Source organism: Kitasatospora sp. NPDC092948 (assembly GCF_044754805.1).
Taxonomy (GTDB): Bacteria; Actinomycetota; Actinomycetes; order Streptomycetales; family Streptomycetaceae; genus Kitasatospora.
Map to the genome: position 1 here is coordinate 24,301 of NZ_JBIVPU010000022.1, position 17,136 is coordinate 41,436.

Here is a 17,136-nt window from a genome sequence, read left to right on the forward strand (position 1 = left end):
GATGTGGTGCGGTGCGTCAGGTGGTGCCGCGTGCGGTCACCAGTCGAGGAGCCGGCCCTCGGCCGTGCCGTCCTCGCCGACGAAGGCCGCGGTGGGGCCGCCCTCGCCGAGGGTCGCGAGCAGGACCGGGATCCGGGCGCCCTGTTCGGGCGTCAGCGCCCCCTGGTGGCCGTTGATGTCGGTCGCCACCCAGCCGGGCGAGACGGCGTTGACCAGGATCCCGGTGTCGCGCAGCTCGTTGGCGTAGGTGACGGTGACGGCGTTCAGCGCCGCCTTGGAGGTGTTGTAGGCCAGGTGCGCCGGGAAGACGCCGTCCGGGAAGACCCCGGTCGGGTCCTTGCGGGCGGCCGCGTGGGCGAGCGAGCCGAGCACGCTGCTGACGTTGACGATGCGTCCGGCCGGGGCGCGCCGCAGCAGCGGGAGCAGCGCGTTGGTCACGGTGATCACCGCGAACACGTTGGTCTCGTAGACCCGGCGCACCTCGTCGGCCGGGGTCTCGCTGGGCGTGGACAGCGGGCCGCCGACGCCGGCGTTGTTGACCAGTGCGTCGAGGTGGCCGGCCTCCTGCGCGATCCGTTCGGCGGCGCTGGCGGCGGAGGCCTCGTCGGTGACGTCGAGGTGGAGGAAGCGCACGTCCAGTCCCTCGGCGCGCAGTTCGCGTTCGGCGGCCCGGCCGCGCTGTTCGTCCCGGGCGCCGAGGTAGACGGTGTGGCCCGCCTGGCCGAGGCGGCGGGCGATCGCGCGTCCGATGCCCTTGTTGGCGCCGGTGACGACGGCGGTCCGGGCGGTGGTGGTCCCGCTCATCCGAGGAGGGTCCCGCCGGTCGCGTCGATGAAGGCGCCGGTGATCCAGCGTGCCTCGTCGGTGGCGAGGAAGGTCACCACGTCGGCGACGTCGCCGACGTCGCCGACCCGCTTGAAGACGGACAGCTGGGACATCGCCTCGACGGCCTCGGGGATGTCGAAGACGGCGTGGCCGTTGTCGGTGATGCCGGGCGCCACGGTGTTGACCGTGATGTTGCGCGGGCCGACGTGCCGGGCGAGGTGGAGGGTGAGCTGCTCGATCGCGCCCTTCGTCATGCCGTAGGCGATCTGCTCGGGGTTGGCGAAGCGGGTGATGCCGGAGGAGATGTTGATGACGCGGCCGCCGTCGGGCATCAGGCCGAGGGCGCGCAGCGTGATGTAGTACGGCGCCCGGGCGTTGACGGCGAAGTACCGGTCGAACTGCTCGGGGGTGAGGTCCTCGGGGGCGACGCCGGTGGCGCTGGTCTCGCCGGCGTTGTTCACCAGGATGTCGAGGCGGGCCTCGCCGGTGCGGGCCTTGAGGCCCTGCTCCAGGCCGGCGAACAGTTCCTGCACGTCGCCGGGCACGCCCAGCTCGGCCTTGATCGCGAAGGCCCGTCCGCCGTCCTTCTCGATCAGGTCGACGGTCTCCTGCGCCGCGGCCTCGTTGCGTGCGTAGTGCACGGCGACGAGGGCGCCCTCGCGGCCGAGCCGGACCGCGGTGGCGCGGCCGATGCCGCGGCCGGAGCCGGTGACGAGCGCGGTCCGGTCGGTGAGCCTGTTCATGGTCGAACTCCTCTGTGTCGTCGCTGTTCGGTGCGGGTCGGCCGGCTGCTGCGGCGTTGTCGCGGTGTCGAGGCCGCTGATCATTCCGGCCAGGTGGCGGCGCACTGCGGCGTGCTCCAGCAGCTCGCCGAAGAGCGCGCGCAGCCCCTCCACCTCCGGGCCGCCGAGCAGCAGTTGGGCCTGTGCCTGGATGTTCATGAGGGTGCGGGCGCCGACCGGGTGCCGCTCGTCGTGGTAGGCGTCGAGCGCCTCCGGCCGGTCGCCGCCGACGGCCTGGGCGGCGAGCCGCCGGCCGAGCGCGACCGCGTCCTGGAGGCCGAGGTTGACGGCCTGTCCGCCGACCGGCATCTGGACGTGGGCCGCGTCCCCGGCGAGCAGCACCCGGCCGTCGCGGTAGCGGGTGGCCTGGCGGCGGGTGGTGCCGAAGGCGTCGAGCCAGCGCGCGCTCCCGGCGGAGATGTCCTCGCCGGTCACCTCGGCCCACGCTTCGCACACCTCGTCGAAGGTCGGCGCGGCGGTGCGCCGGCGGGGCCGTTCCCCGTAGCGGTGCACCATCACCCGGGTCGTGCCGTCGGGCCAGCGGAAGGCGGTGGCCAGGCCGGCGGGCAGCCGCTCGAAGCGCCGGTTCGGCACGTCGATCCCGGCCACGTCGGCGCGCAGCATCTCCAGGGCGGCGTCCTGTCCGGCGAAGTCGAACCCGGCCAGCTGCCGCACCGTGCTCGTCTCGCCGTCGCAGCCCACCAGGTAGCGGGCGGACAGCCGGTACGGCTTCCCGCCGAGCGGGGCGACCCCGGCGACGACCCCGTCCGGCCACCGGGTCAGCCCGGTGAGCACGTGGCCGCGCCGCAGGTCGGCGCCCAGTTCGACGGCCCACTCCTGGAGCACGGCCTCCAGGTGCGTCTGCGGGCACTTCCACTGGCCCGCGTACGGGTGGCCGGGGTCGGCCTCCCGCAGGTCGAGGCGCAGGCCCCCGAAGTGGCCAGGACCGCCGTCCGGGAGCTCGCCCAGCCGCGTCAACAGCCCGCGCTCGGCGAGGAGTTCCATCGTCCGGGCGTGCAGCGTGGACGCCCGGGACTCGGTGGTCGGCCCGGCGAGCTGCTCCAGGACGGCCACCCGGGCGCCGCCGGCGCGGAGTTCCCCGGCGAGCAGCAGCCCGACCGGTCCCGCGCCGACGACGACCACGTCCGTGTCGAGGACGCCGTCCACGCTCAGCGCCGCTCTTCCGCGTACGTCGTGGCGTGGCCCAAGGTGGCCCGGCTGTTGGTGCCGAGCGCGTTGCGGATGTAGGCGCGCGCCTCCGGCAGGCCGGCGTCGGCGCCCAGGATCTTCGCGATGTTCTCGGTCCGGATCACCACGGTGTGCTGCGAGGTCGCGGTGGTGACGCCCGTCTCGTCCTCGTCCAACTGCCAGTAGCCGGTGTGCAGTTCCATCAGCGCGGGCAGCGTCGTCTGCTTGTAGGCGATCCGCCGGTGCGGGAAGCAGACCCGGACGGACTCGGTGGTGTGCGAGGAGCCGTCCTTGGTCAGGGTGTCCATCCGCAGGATCTGGAGGCCCTCGGTGTCCTCGGTGAGCGTGACCGAGGCGACGTGCGGCAGGCGCTCGGACCACAGCTGCGCCTCGTTCAGGAAGTCGTAGACATCCTTGACCGAGCCGTCGATCCGGACGGTGTCCTCGAACGACAGGGTGCGCTCGTCGGCCTGCGCGGCCAGCTCCACGTTCGCCTTCAGCGACGGGAGTTCGGCCTTGCTGTTGCTGTCGACGGCGGCGTCGATCCAGGCGAGGCCCGCCGGGTCGTCGTCCACCGAGCGGTAGGCGTGCAGCAGCCGGATGCGGGTCTCCTGCTCGCCGAGCGGCTCCAGGATCCAGGTGCCGTTCATCTCGGCCACCGGCGGCGAGAACACCTCCTGGCGGAAGGTGATCCGCAGCGCCTGCGGGTCCAGCTCGCGGCGCGAGGCCCAGCTCTTGACCTCGCCGTTGGCGGTGGCGAAGATCCGGATCCGCTCGGTGTTCCCCTCCTTCTCCAGGTACTCGACGAACACCGACGGCGGGAACAGCCGCGGCCAGTTCTCCACCTCGGCGAGCAGGCGGTAGACGTCCGCGGCCGCGGCCCGGACGGTGATCTCGTGCTCGACCTCTTTGAGGGCGTGCGGGGTGTGCTCGGCCATGCTCGTCTCCTTGGGGGGTGTGCCGGGGCGGATCAGAAGTTGCCCAGCCCGCCGCAGACGTTGAGCGCCTGGGAGGTGATGGACGCGGCGGTGTCCGAGGCGAGGTAGCCGACCAGGCCGGCCACCTCCTCCGGCGTCGAGTAGCGCCCGAGCGGGATCTTGGCCCGGAACTTCTCCAGGATCGCGTCCTCGTCGGTCTGGAACGCGGCCGCGTAGCCCTGGCGCACCCGCTGTGCCATCGGCGTCTCGACGTAGCCGGGGCACACCGCGTTCACGGTGATGCCGGTCGGCGCGAGCTCGTTGCCGAGCGCCTTGGTGAAGCCGACCACGCCGTGCTTGGAGGCCGAGTAGGGCGCGCCGAGGACGACGCCCTGCTTGCCTGCGGTGGACGCGATGTTGATGATCCGTCCGCTGGGCTTCTCCTGCATGCCGCCGGCGGTCAGCACCTCGCGGGTCACCCGGAAGACGCTGTTGAGGTTGGTGTTGATGACGTCGAGCCACAGCTCGTCGGTGATGCCGGCGGTCACGCCGCCGCCGCTGCGGCCGGCGTTGTTGACCAGCACGTCGATGCTGCCGAAGCGCTCCACGGCCGCGCCGACCAGCCGCCGGATGTCCTCCGGCGCGGTGACGTCGGCGGTGGTGCCGTCGACCTCCAGGCCCTCCTCCCGCAGCTGCTTGACGGTGCGGGCCACCGCCTGCTCGTCGCGGGCGCAGAAGAACACCCGGTGGCCCTGCCGGGCGAGGATCCGGATCGACGCCAGGCCGATCCCGCTGGTCCCGCCGGTCACCAGGGCGACCTTGCGGTCGTCGTTCGTCATGTCGTGTCTCTCCAGTCGATGGGCGGGGCTCAGGCGGCGTGCGCGGACAGGTGCGCGTTGACGGCGTCGATCAGGTCGGCCGGCCGGCGGCTGCGCCCGAGGACGTCCTCGTCGAGGGTGATGCCGTACTCGCGCTCGATCCGGGTGACGGTCTCCAGCAGTGCGATGGAGTCGTAGCCGAGGGTCTCGAACTCGGCGTCCGCGGTGAGGGGTTCGGCCGCGCCGGCGCCCTCCAGCAGGATGCGTTCCAGGTCGGCCAGGGTGAACAGGTGTGCACTCATCGGGGTCTCCTCGGCGGGGTCAGCGGGTGGCGGAGCGGACGACGACGGCCGAGTTGAAGCCGCCGTAGCCGCGGGCGATCACCAGTGCGGTGCGGACGGCGGCCTCCCGCGGCGCGCCGACGACCAGGTCGAGCCCGTAGCGCTCGGCCGGTTCGGTGTGGACGGTCGGCGGGATCACGCCGTCCCGGATGCTCAGCAGGGCGGCGGCCACGTCCAGCGGCGCGGCGCCCGAGTACAGCCGGCCGGTCATCGTCTTGGGGGCGGTCACCGGCACGCCGCGCGGGCCGAACACGCCGGTGAGGACCTCGGCCTCGATCCGGTCCAGCTCGGGCACGGCGGCGGCGTCGGCGAACACCACGTCGATGTCGGCGGGCGTCACGCCCGCGTCGGCGAGGGCCAGTTCGACGGCCCGGCGCAGACCGGGCGGGCGGCCGCTGCCGGGCGCCGGGTCCATGGTGGCGCCGTGGCCGGCCAGCTCGCCGTAGATCCGGTCGGCACCGCGGGCCCGGGCGTGTGCGGCGTCCTCCAGCATCAGCAACGCCCCGCCCTCGCCGGGCACGAACCCGGAGGCGCCGTCGTCGAACGGCAGATAGGCACGCTGCGGGTCCCGGTTGACGGTCAGCCGGTCGCTGGCGAGCTGGGCGACCCAGCCCCACGGGCAGATCGCGGCGTCGACGGCGCCGGTGAGCACCAGCGGCGTGCCCTTGCGGACCTGCCGGCGGGCCTGGGCGAGCGCGTCGAGCCCGCCGGCCTGGTCGCTGACGACGACGCTGCTCGGCCCGCGCATGCCGTTGCGGATCGAGATCTGGCCGCTGTTGACGGCGTAGAACCAGGCGAACGACTGGTACGCGCTGACGTACCGTCCGCCCATGCTCCACAGCGCCCGCAGCTCGTTCTGGCCGAACTCGAACCCGCCGGACGCGCTGGCGGTGATCACGCCCATGTCGAACTCGGGCAGCTCGGCGGGCACCACGCCCGCGTCGGCGAGCGCCCAGTCGGCGGCCACCAGCGCGAGCCGGGTCATCCGGTCGGTCTGCGGCAGCAGCCGCGCCTGGAGGTAGTCCTCGGCGACGAACCCCTCGATCTCACCGGCCAGTTGGGCCGGGTACGAGGAAGGGTCGAAGTGCGTGACCCGACCGATGCCGCTGCGGCCGTCCAGCGTCGCCTTCCAGTAGTCGTCCAGACCGAGGCCGTTGGGCGAGGCGATGCCCAGGCCGGTCACCACGGGTCCCCGGTTCATCGGTCCGCCCTCTCCACGTCGGCGAGCACCACGGCGCTCTGGAATCCGCCGAAGCCGCTGCCGACCGACAGCACCGCGTCGGTGCGCCAGTCGCGGGCCACCAGCGGCGTGTAGTCCAGGTCGCACTCGGGGTCGGGGTTGTGCAGGTTGGCCGTCGGCGGCACCACGTCGTACTTCATCGCGAACACCGAGGCCGCCACCTCGATCGAGCCGATCGCGCCGAGCGAGTGCCCGACCATCGACTTGATCGAGCTCACCGGCGTCCGGTGGGCGTGCTCGCCGAGGCTGCGCTTGAACGCCGCCGTCTCGTGCCGGTCGTTCTGCTTGGTGCCCGAGCCGTGCGCGTTGATGTAGTCGATGTCCTCCGGGTTGAGCCGCGCCTCGTCCATCGCGACCCGGATCGCCTCCGCCATCTCCCGCCCGTCGGGGCGCAGCCCCGTCATGTGGAAGGCGTTGGAGCGGGTCGCGTACCCGGCCACCTCGGCGTAGATCTGCGCGCCGCGCCTGCGGGCGCTCTCCAGCTCCTCCAGCACGAACACCGCGGAACCCTCGCCCAGCACGAAGCCGTTGCGGCTCGCGTCGAACGGCCGGGAGGCGTGCTCCGGGTCGTCGTTGCGCGGGGTCGTCGCCTTGATCGCGTCGAAGCAGGCCACGGTGATCGGGGAGATCGGGGCGTCCGTCGCGCCGGCCACCATGACGTCGACCGAGCCCTCCCGGATCAGCTCGACCGCGTACCCGACCGCGTCCAGGCCCGAGGTGCAGCCCGTCGAGACCACCGTGCTCGGCCCCTCGGCGCCGACCGCCCATGCGACCTCGGTCGCGAACGAGCTCGGCACCAGGAAGTTGTACAGGTGCGGCACGGCGTACTCGTGGTCGACCAGCTCCAGCCGGCCGCCGTCGCTGACCGTGCGGTACTCCTGGTCCAGCCCCATCGTCGCGCCGACCGCGCTGCCGATGGTGACGCCGATCCGGTGCGGCGGTATCGCACCGAACTCCAGCCCGCTGTCGGCGACCGCCTCACGGGCCGTCACCACGGCGAACTGCGCGGCGCGGTCCATCCGCCGGATCTCCTGCGGGCGCAGCCCGTGCAGCTCCGGGTCGAAGTCCGCCTCGGCGGCGACCTGGGAGCGGAACGGCGACGGGTCGAAGAAGGAGATGCGGCGGGTCGCGGTGCGGCCCTCGGAGATCAGCTTCCAGAAGGCCTTCGCCCCGATGCCGCCGGGGGCGGTGACCCCGACTCCGGTGATGACGACCCGGCGCCGCCCGCTCACTGGGCACTCCAGTGGTAGAAGCGCTGCGCCATCGCGTCGGCCGGCGAGCGCCAGGTGGCGGGGTCGTAGGCCTCGATGAACGGCTTGAGGTCCTCGCTGATCCCGATGAAGCGCGGGTCCGTCTTGGCGGCCTCGATCCGCTCGCCGCCGTCCTCGGAGTCGAACTCCTGAAGGTGGAAGTAGAGCCCGCGGTAGGAGAAGAGCTGACGGCGCCGGGTGCCCATCAGGTGCGGCATCTCCGAGCGGTCGAACTCGCCGAACAGGCGGGCGACATCGGGAGCCGAGCCGAGATCCATGCGGGCCACGATCAGTGTGCTGTGCTGCATCGGTTGCCTTTCCGGTGAGCGGTGTGTGGGGTGCGGGGTGCGGGGAAGTTCCGGTGGTCACCGGGGGTGGTCTGCGGTGGTGCGGGTGGCCGCGGCCGTCGCCGGGCGCGCCGCCGACGGGCGTGCGGTTGTCGGGCGCGCGGTAACCGGGCGCGTCGTCACCGGGCGCGTCGTCACCGGGCGCGTCGTCACCGGGCGCGCCCGAACCAGCGGGTCAGTGCCATCGGCAGGTCGTGCCAACTGCCGGGCGCGGTCCAGGCGATGTGCCCGTCGGGGCGCAGCAGCACCGCGGCGGTGCCCGCGAGCCCGCTGTCCTGCGTCGGCGCGGCGGCGGTGGCGGTGACCACGTCGATCCGGTCGGTCCAGTCCGCGGCGCGGCGGCGCAGGTGGGGGTTGTCGGTCAGGTCGAGCAGTACTCCTCGGCCGGCCCGCAGCAGTTCGGTGCTGCTGGTGGTCCGGCCGCCGACGGTCAGCTCCAGGCGCGGCATGCGCAGCCCGAGCAGCGGGTGGCTGCCCTCGCCGACCTCGTAGCGGATGTCCAGCCCGGCCGCCTTGGCGGCGAGCAGGCGGGACACCTCGTCGACCTCGACCAGCTCGGCGAGCACGCCGCGCAGCGGCTGCACCTCCTCGTCGCCGAGGATGAGTCGGCTCTGCGCCTGGGTGTTCGCGATCAGGCGTTCGCCGACCGCGTGCCGCTCGGTGTGGTAGCTGTCGAGCAGTTCCGGGCCGGCGGTGCCCTTGAGGACGGCCGCCAGCTTCCAGCCCAGGTTCACCGAGTCCTGGATGCTGGTGTTCATGCCCTGCCCGCCGGCCGGCAGGTGGACGTGGGCCGCGTCCCCGGCCAGCAGGACCCGTCCGCGCCGGTACTCGGTGACCAGCCGGGCGGCGTCGCCGAAGGCGCTCACCCAGACCGGCTCCGCGTGCGAGATGTCCGTCCCGGTGAGGCGCTTCCACAGGTCGGCGACCTCGGCGAAGGCGGGCGGCTCGGTGCGGCGGCGCGGGGGCGCGCCGTGCTCGGCGGCGATCACCCGGTGGATGCCGCCCCCGAGCGGTGCGGCCATGACCATCCCGCCGGTGACCCGGTCCGCCGACATCCGGGTCTCCAGCTCCACCCCGCGGACGTCCGCCATCAGCAGCTCGGTGGTGGCGGTGGTGCCGGGGAAGTCGAAGCCGACCGCCTTGCGGACGCTGCTGCGGCCGCCGTCGCACCCGATCACGTAGCGGGCGCGCAGCACCTTCTCGGCGCCCTCGCCACTCCCGCCGCCATGCGCGTTCCCGGTGCCCTCGCCGTACCCGGTGCCGCGGGCGTTCCCGGTGCCGTGGGCGTTCCGGGGGCGGCGGTCCGCGGTGCGGCGGACCCGGACCTCGACGCTGTCGCCGAGGTCGGTCAGCCCGACGAATTCCTGGTCGCGCCGGATGTCCGCGCCGAGTTCGACGGCCCAGCCTTCCAGCACCGTCTCGGTGACGTGCTGCGGGACGGTCCGGGCGGCCTGGTGCGCGCTGCCGAGCACGCCGAGGTCCAGCGGAATTCCGCCGAAATGGCCGTGGTTGCTGGTCTCGATATCACCGAAGCGCCGGAGAATACCGCGCTGATCGAAAACCTCCATGGTGCGCATGGTGAATCCGATTCCGCGCGACTCCCCCGTGCGACGGGTCAGCCGATCCAGCACGATGACGTCGACACCGGCCAGCCGCAGTTCTCCGGCCAGCATCAGCCCTGCGGGTCCTGCGCCCACCACAATGACTGAAGCATCCATATGAATCTCCCGGAGCGAAAGTTCCATCAAGTTCGAATCGCGACGATAAATATCTTCGACCGTTGCCACCCGACACTTCAAGCAAACATCTCCAGGACATCCGCAAGATCCTGTCAGAGGATTGTCAACTCGACAGGGGAAGGCCAACGGCGGTCCAGGCCGACGCAAGTGCCGATCGAACGAGCAGGCGAACAAGCACGCGGAGGGACGGACGAACAGGCAGCCGGGCAGGCGGCCGGCCCGCCCGGAGGCCGGCCCGCTCGCCCCGCCGCCCCCTCCGCGACACCTGACGCCACACGGCCGACGCGCTACATCGACCGAAATCAGTCCTTCCGACCCAACGCCGGAGATAAGACCCGGGGGCCAGTTCGCGCCAGCCGGCGGCCGATACCCGCCCCCCGGGCGCTCCCTGCGCGACCGAACCTCCGACCACCGACAACAAGTCCGCCACCAGGCAAACTCAATGCCTCGCCGACAATCGGACAGAACTGTTCCGTTTCACCTCGAAGGTCGGCCGCCGACCGCATCGCCGCAGGGCTCCGGGGAAATATGGAGGAAATGTGCACCCATCGCGCGGCTGGCCGAAACACCCGTCCGCGTGGGTGGGCGACACGGGGCCCGAGTGTGACGCACGTTACATGCTGTTGTCATCAGTGACAGGACAAGGAGAAGATGAACGCCGGGCAAGGCAATACCGGGCGATCAATGCCGAATTGACCCACGGGTCCGCCGGCCGGATCGAAATCGCCGCCTACATATCATGAGTGCACGAAACTGGGGGTCGTGGACTGCGCATGCCATCATTTTTCTTGCACAGGTCCGCCGAATCCCGGGCTGCCCTTTCCGTGCGGCTTCCCGGACGTTCTCCTGCGCCGCTTGCCGCTCCGCTTCCCGCGCCGCACGGTGCGGCCCCGGAGCTGACCCGGGCGCACCTCCACCCGAACCCGCATCGGCCACCGATGGACGGCGGAACGGGGCTGGGCGATTTCCGACCGGCAGGCTCTGCCGCATTCCCGTGAGACTCGCATCACGCTCGACGAGCACTTTCGACGGTCACATTCCACCCGTAACCGATCAGAGCCACATCCCCCACACCGGCCGGCGCAGCGGCTCAGGCAGTGTCTTGTGCCGGTCGTTTCCCTCGGGGCCGGAATCCGCCACTCGGCGCGTGAGCGGCCCACCCGCGCCACAAGACTTGGAAGGCATCATGCACGTGCTCATCGTGGAAGGCCAGGACAGCCCTGCCCAGGCGCTCGCGGCCAGATTTGAGCGGCACGGCTACGACGTCGCGACCGTCTCCACAGGCGCGGCGGCGCTCGCGCGCTGCGACGACACGGACATCATCCTGCTCAACCTGGAGCTTCCCGACCTCGACGGACTGGAGGTCTGTCGACGCATCCACTCGATCAGCGACACGCCTCTCATCGCCTTCACCGACCGCGGTTCGGACCTCGACCGCGTCCTCGGCCTCCAGGCCGGCGCGGACGACTGCCTCGACAAGCCGTACGAGTTCCGGGAGTTGCTCGCCCGGATCGAGGCCATCATGCGCCGCGCCCGGAAGGCCCGCTCCGCCCCGTCCACCCCCGTCGGGGCGCTGACCGTCGGGGACATCTGCATCGACGGCGCGTCCCGGGAGGTACGGCTGCGCGGCAAGCCCGTCCAGCTCACCCGGAAGGAGTTCGACCTCCTGCACTACCTCGCCCGACACTCGGACACGGTGGTCTCCCGGCGCCGCCTGATGAGCGAGATCTGGGACGACACCTCCTCCCACGCGCTGGGCCCGCGTGCCAGCCGCACGATCGACACCCACGTCAGCTCACTGCGCAGCAAGCTGGGCCACAGCGGCTGGATCCTCACCGTCCGCGGTGTCGGCTTCCGGATCGGCCACGTCTACGACTGCCCCCGGCCCAACGCCGAGGTGAGCTGATTGAGCCCCCGCCCGCGGCCCCCGCGGACTCCCGTCCCGGCCCGCGCCCGCTGACGCCCAACCGCATCCCGTTCACCTCGGCGGCGGCGCGCACGGCTGCGGGACGTCGTCCCGGGCCGGGCGCGCTTCACCACTCCCGTCAACCGGTGCGCCGCGCCTGAGCGGCGATCAGATCGCGGTACCAGGCGAACGAGGCCTTCGGGGTGCGCTTCTGCGTCTCGAAGTCGACGTGGACCAGGCCGAAGCGCTGGCTGTAGCCCTCGGCCCATTCGAAGTTGTCGAGCAGGGACCAGGTGCAGTAGCCGCGGACGTCGATGCCGTCGGCGGCGGCGCGGGCCAGGGCATCGAGGTGGCCGGCGAGGTAGTCGATGCGGAAGGTGTCGTCGAGGGTGTCGTCGGTCGAGCAGCCGCTCTCGGTGACGGTGATCGGCGGCAGGGCGGCGCCGTAGCGGTCCCGGAGGATCACCAGGAGTTCGCGCAGACCGTCCGGGACCACCGGCCAGCCGAAGTGCGTACGGGGAACGCCCTCGACCGGAGCCTCGGCGAACGGGAGCCCCGGGTCGGTGGGGGCGGCGATCCGGGTCGGGTTGTAGTAGTTGACGCCCAGTCCGTCGAGGCCGGGGCCCGCGATCAGCGCGAGATCCCCGTCGCGGACGCTGCCGTGCAGATCGGGGCCGACGCCGTACGCGGACAGATCGGGGTAGCGGCCGAGCAGCAGGGGGTCCGTGAACAGCCGGTTGTGCAACGCGTCGTACGCCTCGGCCGCGGCCAGGTCGGCGGGGTCCTCACTCGCGGCCCGCACCGGCGTCAGGTTGTTGGCGATCAGGACGTCGAGGCCGCGGCCGCGCAGGTCGGCGGCAGCCAGCCCGTGGGCGAGAAGCTGGTGGTGCGCGGCGGGCAGGGCGTCGAGCATCATCGCCCGCCCGGGCGCGTGAATGCCCAGGGCATAGCCGTAGACCAGGTGCACGAACGGCTCGTTGAGGGTGATCCAGGCGGGAACCCGGTCGCCGAGCCGGTCGACGGCCAGGGCGGCGTACTCGGCGAAACGGAAAGCGGTTTCCCGTTGCATCCAGCCGCCCTCGTCCTCCAGCGCCTGCGGCAGATCCCAGTGGAACAGGGTGGGCAGCGGGGTGATGCCGGCCGCGAGGAGCCCGTCGACCAGACGGTCGTAGAAGTCGAGCCCCGCCGCGTTGGCGGCGCCCCGCCCGGTGGGCTGGACCCGCGGCCAGGCGAGCGAGAACCGGTAGGTGTCGAGCCCGAGTTCACGCATCAGCTCGATGTCCTCGGGCCAGCGGTGGTAGTGGTCGCAGGCCGTCCGCCCGCTGTCCCCGTTCTTCACCGCACCCGGCCGCTCGCAGAAGGTGTCCCAGATCGACGGCCCTCGGCCGCCCTCGTCGACCGCACCCTCGATCTGGTACGCAGCGGTGGAAGCGCCCCAGCGAAAGCCGGCGGGCAGGTCATGGCGGTCCGTCACGGGGAGTCCTTCCACACAGCACGAGCCGTAAAATGCGAGGGGTGCTCATGTTATGGAGGCGGCGGCCACGGATCCAGAGGCAGGAACGCCCAATCCCCCGACCCCGACGGCCACCCCAGCACCGCCAACGCCCCGGAAGGATCCACGCCATGAGGTTTCCGCTCGACCGAGCCCGCCGATCCCGACTCGAACCGCCCGGCGGCCGCGCCGTCGCGCGAGCCGCTCCGCAGCACGAAGGAGCCCCCGATCCGGGTCTCTCCGGCCCAGCAGGCTCCCGATGCCTCTGCCGGGGCAGCAGGATCTGAACCTGCGACCCCTTGACCCCCAGCGGTCAGGGTTCGAGCGTCAACGGGCAGGCCCGGATCGGTGACCGTCGGTGGCGGAGGACAGCGGCCGTGGAGCCACCGTCCCCCACCGGCCCCGGGCGCCTTCTGTCCGGGGCCGGGCCGTCGGAGAGCGGGGCGGGGGAAGGGGCTGCCCGGTCCGGGGTCAGGGCCGCAGTGCCCGGTCGACCAGCGGCTCCGCCACTCCGAGGTAGTCCTCGGGGCGGCACAGTGCTGCCAGTTCTTCAGGGGTGAACCTGTCCTTCAGTTCGGGGAGTCCGGCGAGTACCTCGGCGAGTTCCCGGCCCGTGGCCGCGGCGGTCGCGGCGGCCCGGGAGGACAGGGCCCGGGCGGCGGCCCGGCCGAGCAGGGGGGTGAGGACGGCGGAGACGCGTTCGGAGACGATCTGACTGCCGGTCAGCGCCAGGTTGGCCGCCATCCGTTCGGGCCGCACCTGGAGGCCCTCGGCGAGATCCACCGCGGTGTGCGCGGCGCCGCCGGTGAGCCGGAGTGCCTCTCGCAGCAACTGCCACTCGGCGTGCCAGACACCGCCGGAGCGTTCGTCCTCGGTGATCAGGCACTGCGTCAGGCCGGTGGCGAGGGCGGGCACTTGGAGTGCGGCGCTGCGGATCAGCGTGGAGTGCACCGGGTTCTGCTTGTGCGGCATGGCGGAGGAGGCGCCGCGTCCGGCCACCGGCCGTTCGCCGACCTCGCCGATCTCGGTCCGCGTCAGGACCTGTACGTCGACCGCCATCTTCCCGAGCGCCCCGGCGGTGAACGCGAGTGCGGCGGCCAGGTCGGCGATGGGGGTCCGCAGCGCATGCCAGGGCAGGACCGGCCGGGCCAGGCCGGTCTCGGCGGCGAAGGCGTCGACCAGGCGGTCGAGGTAGGAAGCCGGGTCGTCGTCGGTGGCGGGGCCGGCGGCGCGGGCGTTCTCCAGGTATCCGGCCAGGGTGCCGGCCGCGCCGCCCAGCGAGACGGGCAGGCCGGTCCGCTCGACCAGCGCCAGCCGGTGGTTCGCGTCCAGCACCAACTGCCGCCATCCGGCGGCTTTCAGGCCGAAGGTGGTCGGCACCGCCTGGAGGGCGAGGGTGCGCCCGGCCATCGGTGTGGACCGGTGGGCATCGGCCAGTGCGGCGAGCGCTTCGGCCACCCGGTCCAGGTCCGCCCGGATGATCCGCAGGGCGCGGGCCGCGACCAGCATCGCCCCGGTGTCCAGGATGTCCTGGCTGGTCGAGCCGGAGTGGACGTACTCCGCCGCCTCGGGGTGCGTGGCCGCCACCAGCTCGGTCAGGGCCCGGACCAGGCCGACCACGGGGTTGGCGGTCTCCCGGGAGGCCAGAGCGAGCGCCCGCACGTCGAAGTTCTCGACCCGGGCGAGGGCGGTGATGGCCTCGGCCGCCGATCGCGGCACCACGCCGAGTCCGGCCTGTGTCCGGGCCAGCGCCGCTTCGGCGTCCAGCATCGCCTGGAGCCAGGCCCGGTCGCCGACCGCGCCTTCGATCGGGGTGCCGGCCCGGACCGGCGAGAGCAGACCGGTGTCGGCCTCCGCGTCGGACGGCGCGGTCTCGGGTGTCATGCGCTGGCTCCTGTCCTGACTGCTTCCGGCCGCTCCGCGGGCCGGAGTTCGAGTATGGCGCGGGCGATCGCGTCCGAGTCGCCCAGGGTCACGGAGTCCACCCCGGGACGGATGCCGGCCGCCGTGACCCAGTGCACTCCCTCGGTGGGAACCCCGTAGGCGAACCGGCGCGGGTGCGCACGCCCTTGGGCGTCGACCACCCGGTACGGGCGGGCGGTCACGTGCAGTCCCCCGGTCTCGTGGCCGTCGGCGTCCGGCGTCCGGTAGGGGGCGATCCGGCCGCTGTCCAGCAGGTGCCGCAGCAACGGGTCGGCGGCCCGGCGCACGTCCGGTTCGGGGAGCCGGGCCTCGATCAGCACCGTGGCCGACACCGGCGGCCCCGGCACCCGGTCGGAACGGGCGACGAAGGCCCGGCGGTCGGTGTCGACGCCCACCGTGGTTCCGGGGCCGGTGAGTTCGAGTACGCCCGCCTCGATCAGCGCGATCATCTGCTCGATCCGGGCAGCCGGCGGGCCGATCGACAGGAACGCGTTGAGCGGGGTGTACCAGCGCTCCAGGTCCTCGCGGTGCGAGTCGCCGACCAGGCCGCCGTGGTCCACCGCGAGCCGGATCTCGTTGCGCAGGTCGCGCAGGACGTCCAGCGCGGCCTTCAGCGGGCCCCGGACGTTACCGGACCGGGCCTCCCGCAGGTCCTGCGACAGGTACTCCACCAGCCAGGACCGGAACTCCGCCCGGTAGCCGAACTCCCGGCCCGCGCACGGTTGGGCCAGGCGTTCCCAGTCCCAGTGGTCCGCCCGGTCGATGCCGTACGCGTGCAGGATTTCGGCCCGCTGCTCCGGCTGTTCGGCAGCCAGGTAGAGCTCGGTGAACGGCTCCCGGTCGGCCGGGCGGTCGCGGACGTCCAGCAGCGCGCCGTAGTACACGCTCTCGACCTCACGGGCGATCAGCGGCCACAGGTCGCGACGGAAGTCGAGCGGGGTACCCGGCCGGCGAAGGGCGTCGACGAACTCGGCCGAGAGCAGCCTCGGCACGTACCGCCCGTAGGCGCCCTTCTGGTTCTCGCCACGCGCCTGGTACGGCACACCGCGCCGTGAACTCGCGTACAGCACAGGCTCCTTGCCGGAGGCACGGTAGACAAGTCGACCGCCCTCGCGGGTGAAGGTGCCGCCGCGGCCCTCGGTCAGCAGCGCCAGGTGGTCGAAGAAGTTCAGCCCGAGGCCGCGCACCAGAACGTGTTCTCCCGGCCGGATGACACTGAGGTCGGCGTCGGCCGGATTGCCCGGCGGCAGGTAGCGGAGCCCCAATGCCGCTGCCGTGTCGGCAAGTTGCTGTTCCTCCGGGCCCAGTACGGCCGGTCCGTGCCCCGTGGCCAGCACCACGGCGTCCAGTGCGTCGACCGTGCTGCCGTCCGCCAGCCGGATCTCCTGGGACACCTCTCCGGTGAGGGCAACGGCCCGGGAGCGGTGCACCCGGACCGTGACATGCTGCGGCGCCCGCTCGACCAGGCGCTGGAACACGGCCCGCAGGTATGCCCCGTAGAAAGCGCGGGTGGGGTAGGAGTCGGGGCCCAGTGCGGCCGCCTCGACGAGCGCGTCGGCCTCGGCCCCGTACGGCGACCGGGCCCACTCGTACAGGCTCGGCCCGGGCTCGACCGGGCCGTCGATCCGTACGCTGTCGTCGGTGAACACGGTGACCTGGGACGCCACGGTGTTCATCAACAGATGCCGCGACTGGTCGGTGCGCCAGACCCCGCCCGCCCCGGGCGGGTCGGGGTCGATCAGATGCACCGTCAGGGGACGCGGGGAGGGGTTGACCCGCTCGTTGGCACAGAGCCGTTCCAGTACGGACAGACCGCGGGGGCCCGCGCCTATCAGGGCGACTCGCATGCGGGTCTCCGTCATGACCGGCGTCACCGCGCCCGGCCCGGCCGAACGGCGCCGCCCACCCCGCGGCCGGTGCGGTGGGCGCCACTGGCCCGAGTCCCGCTCGGATGCCGTCGGCGGGCGACCGGGCGGACCTCGTCCTGCGGGAGCTTCCACCGGGTGACGGGCGTCCCGTCGGCGGGGCCGATGCGATGCGATCCGAGAAGCACCGACCGGCTTGACCGGACGTCCGGCTCAGTCGGAGCCGTGCGGACATTCCCCACGGGGCTCCCTCCTGTCCTTGTGTATCTGGTGCGGAGGCCTTGCAGGGGCCAGGTGGAGAGAGTGTGATTCCGGCCGTGTCCGCCTGGATGATCGGCATCCTGCCCAGCGATCGACGACGGAGTCAACGGTCTCGTGAACTTCCCGGCCCGAAAGGGCATTTGACCTGCCCGGACGATACTGAGGTCGTTTGCAGGCGATCGGTGGGAGCGAAGCCGGTGCGGTGGGAGCAGCGACGCGGTGGGAGCTGTGCCGCCATACGC

The 17,136-nt window shown here is 72.5% G+C and carries 13 protein-coding genes; 1 reads left to right on the forward strand and 12 read right to left on the reverse strand.

From position 1 onward, the window contains the following. Positions 1 to 36 precede the first annotated feature (36 nt). From ACIQF6_RS34680 to ACIQF6_RS34720, 9 genes are all read right to left on the reverse strand, one after another. Positions 37 to 804, reverse strand: coding sequence for an SDR family oxidoreductase (locus ACIQF6_RS34680; RefSeq protein ID WP_400902480.1), 768 nt, complete (start codon positions 802 to 804; stop codon positions 37 to 39). Further along, positions 801 to 2,774 carry an SDR family oxidoreductase gene (locus tag ACIQF6_RS34685; RefSeq protein WP_400902483.1) on the reverse strand — a complete coding sequence of 658 codons (1,974 nt, stop codon included), beginning with the start codon at positions 2,772 to 2,774 and terminating at the stop codon, positions 801 to 803. Before ACIQF6_RS34685 ends, ACIQF6_RS34680 begins: the two co-directional genes overlap by 4 nt. Positions 2,775 to 2,776: 2 nt before the next feature. Beyond that, positions 2,777 to 3,733 (reverse strand): aromatase/cyclase, encoded by a 957-nt coding sequence (locus tag ACIQF6_RS34690; protein ID WP_400902486.1) that lies wholly within the window; start codon positions 3,731 to 3,733, stop codon positions 2,777 to 2,779. Between the two features lie 32 nt (positions 3,734 to 3,765). Continuing rightward, positions 3,766 to 4,551 carry a 3-oxoacyl-ACP reductase FabG gene (gene fabG / locus ACIQF6_RS34695; RefSeq protein ID WP_400902489.1) on the reverse strand — a complete coding sequence of 262 codons (786 nt, stop codon included), beginning with the start codon at positions 4,549 to 4,551 and terminating at the stop codon, positions 3,766 to 3,768. 29 nt (positions 4,552 to 4,580) lie between these two features. Further along, complete coding sequence (locus ACIQF6_RS34700) at positions 4,581 to 4,832, reverse strand: acyl carrier protein (RefSeq protein ID WP_400902491.1); 252 nt, start codon at positions 4,830 to 4,832, stop codon at positions 4,581 to 4,583. Between the two features lie 19 nt (positions 4,833 to 4,851). After that, positions 4,852 to 6,072 (reverse strand): ketosynthase chain-length factor, encoded by a 1,221-nt coding sequence (locus ACIQF6_RS34705; RefSeq protein WP_400902493.1) that lies wholly within the window; start codon positions 6,070 to 6,072, stop codon positions 4,852 to 4,854. Continuing rightward, complete coding sequence (locus tag ACIQF6_RS34710) at positions 6,069 to 7,343, reverse strand: beta-ketoacyl-[acyl-carrier-protein] synthase family protein (protein WP_400902496.1); 1,275 nt, start codon at positions 7,341 to 7,343, stop codon at positions 6,069 to 6,071. Before ACIQF6_RS34710 ends, ACIQF6_RS34705 begins: the two co-directional genes overlap by 4 nt. Further along, the gene (locus tag ACIQF6_RS34715; protein ID WP_400902499.1) at positions 7,340 to 7,669 is read right to left on the reverse strand and encodes a TcmI family type II polyketide cyclase; all 330 of its coding nucleotides are present in this window, start codon (positions 7,667 to 7,669) and stop codon (positions 7,340 to 7,342) included. Before ACIQF6_RS34715 ends, ACIQF6_RS34710 begins: the two co-directional genes overlap by 4 nt. 188 nt (positions 7,670 to 7,857) lie before the next feature. After that, positions 7,858 to 9,426: an FAD-dependent monooxygenase gene (locus ACIQF6_RS34720; protein ID WP_400902502.1), complete on the reverse strand. Its 1,569-nt coding sequence runs from the start codon at positions 9,424 to 9,426 to the stop codon at positions 7,858 to 7,860. 1,207 nt (positions 9,427 to 10,633) lie between these two features. Between ACIQF6_RS34720 and ACIQF6_RS34725 the strand changes: the two genes are divergently transcribed. After that, positions 10,634 to 11,353 carry a response regulator transcription factor gene (locus tag ACIQF6_RS34725; RefSeq protein WP_400902505.1) on the forward strand — a complete coding sequence of 240 codons (720 nt, stop codon included), beginning with the start codon at positions 10,634 to 10,636 and terminating at the stop codon, positions 11,351 to 11,353. Positions 11,354 to 11,492: 139 nt separating this feature from the next. On the opposite strand, the gene ACIQF6_RS34730 is transcribed toward ACIQF6_RS34725, so the two are convergent. The 3 genes from ACIQF6_RS34730 to ACIQF6_RS34740 form a co-directional block, all read right to left on the reverse strand. Then, positions 11,493 to 12,827 carry a GH1 family beta-glucosidase gene (locus ACIQF6_RS34730; RefSeq protein WP_400902508.1) on the reverse strand — a complete coding sequence of 445 codons (1,335 nt, stop codon included), beginning with the start codon at positions 12,825 to 12,827 and terminating at the stop codon, positions 11,493 to 11,495. A gap of 489 nt (positions 12,828 to 13,316) precedes the next feature. Then, a complete protein-coding gene (gene pcaB / locus ACIQF6_RS34735; RefSeq protein WP_400902510.1) occupies positions 13,317 to 14,729 on the reverse strand; it encodes a 3-carboxy-cis,cis-muconate cycloisomerase in 1,413 nt (470 codons plus the stop codon). Further along, the gene (locus tag ACIQF6_RS34740; protein WP_400902513.1) at positions 14,726 to 16,630 is read right to left on the reverse strand and encodes an FAD/NAD(P)-binding protein; all 1,905 of its coding nucleotides are present in this window, start codon (positions 16,628 to 16,630) and stop codon (positions 14,726 to 14,728) included. The genes pcaB and ACIQF6_RS34740 overlap by 4 nt, the downstream gene beginning before the upstream one ends. Positions 16,631 to 17,136 lie beyond the last annotated feature (506 nt).

What these genes read in the sequence shown, in the direction of transcription:
- ACIQF6_RS34680 (WP_400902480.1), bottom strand. Translation starts at nt 804, where the DNA reads ATGAGCGGGACCACCACCGCCCGGACCGCCGTCGTCACCGGCGCCAAC.
- ACIQF6_RS34690 (WP_400902486.1), bottom strand. Translation starts at nt 3,733, where the DNA reads ATGGCCGAGCACACCCCGCACGCCCTCAAAGAGGTCGAGCACGAGATC.
- fabG (WP_400902489.1), bottom strand. Translation starts at nt 4,551, where the DNA reads ATGACGAACGACGACCGCAAGGTCGCCCTGGTGACCGGCGGGACCAGC.
- ACIQF6_RS34700 (WP_400902491.1), bottom strand. Translation starts at nt 4,832, where the DNA reads ATGAGTGCACACCTGTTCACCCTGGCCGACCTGGAACGCATCCTGCTG.
- ACIQF6_RS34705 (WP_400902493.1), bottom strand. Translation starts at nt 6,072, where the DNA reads ATGAACCGGGGACCCGTGGTGACCGGCCTGGGCATCGCCTCGCCCAAC.
- ACIQF6_RS34715 (WP_400902499.1), bottom strand. Translation starts at nt 7,669, where the DNA reads ATGCAGCACAGCACACTGATCGTGGCCCGCATGGATCTCGGCTCGGCT.
- ACIQF6_RS34720 (WP_400902502.1), bottom strand. Translation starts at nt 9,426, where the DNA reads ATGGATGCTTCAGTCATTGTGGTGGGCGCAGGACCCGCAGGGCTGATG.
- ACIQF6_RS34725 (WP_400902505.1), top strand. Translation starts at nt 10,634, where the DNA reads ATGCACGTGCTCATCGTGGAAGGCCAGGACAGCCCTGCCCAGGCGCTC.
- pcaB (WP_400902510.1), bottom strand. Translation starts at nt 14,729, where the DNA reads ATGACACCCGAGACCGCGCCGTCCGACGCGGAGGCCGACACCGGTCTG.
- ACIQF6_RS34740 (WP_400902513.1), bottom strand. Translation starts at nt 16,630, where the DNA reads ATGACGGAGACCCGCATGCGAGTCGCCCTGATAGGCGCGGGCCCCCGC.